Annotated in this window: 2 protein-coding genes; one reads left to right on the top strand and one right to left on the bottom strand. The window is 42.6% G+C overall.

Annotated elements, in window-relative coordinates; translation table 11 throughout:
* Positions 1 to 2155 (top strand): hybrid sensor histidine kinase/response regulator (locus B9J87_RS06165; protein ID WP_094149776.1); only part of this gene is annotated, 2155 nt, incomplete at its 5' end.
* 461 nt (positions 2156 to 2616) lie between these two features.
* Here B9J87_RS06165 and B9J87_RS06170 read toward each other — a convergent pair.
* The gene (locus B9J87_RS06170; RefSeq protein WP_013868034.1) at positions 2617 to 3660 is read right to left on the bottom strand and encodes a GMP reductase; all 1044 of its coding nucleotides are present in this window, start codon (positions 3658 to 3660) and stop codon (positions 2617 to 2619) included.
* Positions 3661 to 3966 lie beyond the last annotated feature (306 nt).

Consider the following 3966-nt stretch of genomic DNA (forward strand, 5'->3'; position numbering starts at 1 on the left):
TGTCGAGATTACGGGTCCCAGTCAGTTCGTTATCGAATTTGGTCCTCATACAAAGTATTTTTTTATTGGACTAATGAGCTTTCTTGCTCTTACTTTAGCCAACATAGTCGCCTTACGAGCCAACAGCAGTAAACTCATATTAACTAAAACCAATTATATGATTGCAGGAATCTTGGTATTCATGCTTTCAACACTCGTAATGCAAGTCGCAATGCCTTTTTTCCTTCAAAACTTTTCACTCACTTGGCTGCCTCCGGCACTCTCCATCAGCGAAATGATGTTTGTTGGCTATGCTCTTATCACTTCACGCTTCTACAGTGTGAAATACCTTGCTTACCTGTGTCTCAATACTGCGTTAGTATGTGGGGTTTTATTCATACCGCTCGGCGCGATCTTCATCCCTCTCACCGACAGCAACCAATGGCTGATTGCAATACCACTCTGTGCGCTTATTGGTATTACTTGGAATCCACTCTACAAACGCTTGAGTCGTTACGCCTCTTTACTCATTTACGGTAATCAGCAGACTCCTGTAGAGCAAATTCTCGCTTTGGAAGACGATTTCAAGCGTTCAATTGATGATGCGATGCGCCGCTTAAGCCAGTTATTATACATCGCCGATGATAAGCTGCAGTTCGTTAATAGTAACTATAATGAAACCGTCTACGAACGTTACCTTTCATCCAAACAAACCGCACTAGTGTTTGATGAATTGTTTGAAAAATTAGACAACAAAACCGCGGCAAAAAACTCGATCAAAGCCCTTTATGACAAAATGAGCTCAAACAATACTGCGTTGGTTATGCCACTGTTTGGCCACAGCAAATTGGTCACACATTTATTGATCTCGCCACACAAAATCAATAATCAGATGTTTTCTAATGAAGAAATCGCTGCACTTCAAACCTTGCTAACCCGAATACAAAGTATTATTGAAGCGGATAGACGTGTCTGCCAAAGTCGTGCATTAGCGAATTCAATTGCGCATGAAATGCGTAACCCGCTCGCTCAAGTACAATTACATTTTGAAATTTTAAAGCAACATATTGATAGTCAAGCGCCCGCACAACAAATTAAACAGGATATTGAGAACGGCCAAGCGGCTATTCAACGTGGGCGACAGTTGATTGATATTATCTTGCGCGAGGTCAGCGATAGTTCGCCTGAACACGAACCGATTACGATGACGTCGATCCACAAAGCCGTTGATCAGGCGGTCAGTCAATATGGCTTTGAGAACGAGAAAGTAATTGAGCGAATTCACTTACCACAACAAGATGACTTCGTAGCAAAACTTAATGAAACCTTATTCAACTTTGTTATTTTCAACTTGATTCGTAACGCAATTTATTATTTTGATTCCTACCCAAATAGCCAAATTGAGATCACAACTCAAATCGGTACTTATGAAAATATTTTAATCTTCAGAGATACAGGCCCGGGGATTGACGACGCCATTTCTTATAAAATTTTCGATGACTTTTTCTCTTATCAAAAAAGCGGAGGCAGCGGTCTGGGGCTCGGCTATTGCCAGCGTGTCATGCGCTCTTTTGGCGGCCGAGTTGAATGCAAATCGAAACTGGGGGAGTTTACGGAATTCCACTTATACTTTCCTATGGTACCCAATGCTCCCCAAGCCGACTCGCTTCGTACTCCTGATTTCAAAAGTTGGCAACAACCTAAACCTAATACAGAGCAAAGAACCGTTGACAATATACAACCAATCGATAAATCATTTCTAATCAATAACAAAGCACCCACGGTGCTCATCGTTGACGATAAAGAAGTACAACGCTCACTAGTTCAAATGTATCTGAACCAACTTGGTGTTAACAACTTGCAGGCAAACAACGGTGAAAATGCAGTAGAAATCTTTAAAGCGAATTCCATCGATTTGATTTTGATGGATATTCAAATGCCAGTTATGAATGGTTTTGAAGCCAGCCAAATCATTAAGGCGCATTCTCCGCAGGTTCCGATCATTGCTCTGTCAGGTGAATCTGGCGAACGTGAGCTAGAAATGATTAGCAAGCTGATGGACGGTCGTTTAGAGAAACCGACGTCATTAAATGCGTTACAGCAAGTAATCAGCCATTGGTTAAATAGAGACGTTGTACCCAATGCTCATACAGCAAAGAGTGGAACGGTTATTTGACGTAATTGAAGATACCAACATCTAGATAAAACTCAGCCAGTACCAAAACCATTTCAGTGCTGGCTGACATTTTAAAACCGCATAATCTATTATAAACCGTCTACTACCTACACTCGCCAAGCCTTGACCTCAGGGACCCCAAGTGGTTCTAGCTGAATATCTAATGAACCCATGCAAGTTATACATGCAATAATTACATATTCACCTTGTTTCACATCTCATTTCATGAACGACAGGGTTGAGCACCGCACCTTTTCAGTCTATTGTTTGTAGCGAAAGACAGGTTCGACTTAAACAACACCTTTGCTTGCACACTTTTAGCCGCCTATTTTTGGCGGCTTTTTTCTTGCTAGGCAATTATTTTCTTTTTAACAGCGCGATACACTCTTCGTAGTGAGGGGCATAATTAATCAGAGCCGCAAAAGCGGCTCTGATTAATTATGGTTGTTAAAACTATTGATTTACTCGCGGCCAAACACGTTATTTTCTTGCTCTTGTACGCGGATAAATGTGGTGCGCTTAGTTAACTCTTTTAACTTAGCTGCACCGACATAAGTACAAGTTGAACGCACACCACCAAGAATGTCAGAGATGGTGTCGTGAACGCTGCCACGGAAAGGTAGCAATACAGTTTTGCCTTCCGCTGCGCGGTATTTTGCAACGCCGCCAGAGTGCTTCGCCATTGCAGACTGTGACGACATGCCGTAGAACTTCATGTAGCTCACGCCATCTTTTTCAAACACTTCGCCGCCAGATTCTTCATGGCCTGCAAGCATGCCACCAAGCATGACAAAATCAGCGCCACCACCAAAGGCTTTAGAAACGTCACCTGCGCATGTGCAGCCACCATCACCAATGATACACCCGCCTAATCCGTGCGCCGCATCGGCACATTCAATAATGGCTGAAAGCTGAGGATAACCAACACCTGTTTTCACGCGCGTGGTACAAACCGAACCTGGGCCGATACCAACTTTTACGATATCCGCACCCGCAAGGATGAGCTCTTCACACATGTCACCGGTGACAACGTTACCTGCCGAGATCACTTTATCTGGAAATTGTGCACGCACGCGTTGTACGTAATCAACCAAGTGCTCAGAGTAGCCGTTAGCAATATCAATACAGATGAAAATCAGATCGTCACTAAGCGCCATGATGTCTTTGGTTTTTTGAAAATCAGCATCAGATGTACCAGTAGAAACCATCACATGCTTAAGTGTTGATGTATCGGCGTTTTTAACAAACTCAGCCCAATCAGCTACTGAGTAATGTTTATGAACCGCTGTCATTACATCATGTTCAGCAAGTGACTTCGCCATAGCAAAACTGCCTACCGAGTCCATATTCGCCGCAATAACAGGCACGCCGGACCATTGACGCCCACTATGCTTGAATGTAAAATCGCGGGTTAAATTTACTTGAGAACGGCTTTTTAGTGTTGAACGCTTAGGGCGAAACAGGACATCTTTAAAACCTAACTTAAGTTCTTGTTCGATACGCATTATGTAATTCCTTGATTAATTGACCATTTGTGTCTCTTTTGCAGAGTGCGTAGTACCTTCGTTGGCAGACGTCAGTACATTTTGGACACAAAAAAACCGGAGCGTTGGCAGACGCTCCGGTTTTCAGCATTATAGGCCCGGATTTCTTATCGGCAAGTCTGATATTTGCATTTTTTTTGTGGTACTATCTCGAAACTTTCATATCCGACACCTCTCAAGCTTGTCTCTCTCAAATACTCATCGTGTAAATTTTTATTTTTCAATACGTTATTAAAGAACGCATCATTTTAGCGAAAGCTTTCATAC

The organism is Vibrio sp. V19_P1S1T109 (genome assembly GCF_002241375.1).
GTDB lineage: Bacteria > Pseudomonadota > Gammaproteobacteria > Enterobacterales > Vibrionaceae > Vibrio > Vibrio anguillarum.

Excerpts from the sequence above, each read along its gene's own strand:
- B9J87_RS06170 (WP_013868034.1), bottom strand. The coding sequence starts at position 3,660 with ATGCGTATCGAACAAGAACTTAAGTTAGGTTTTAAAGATGTCCTGTTT.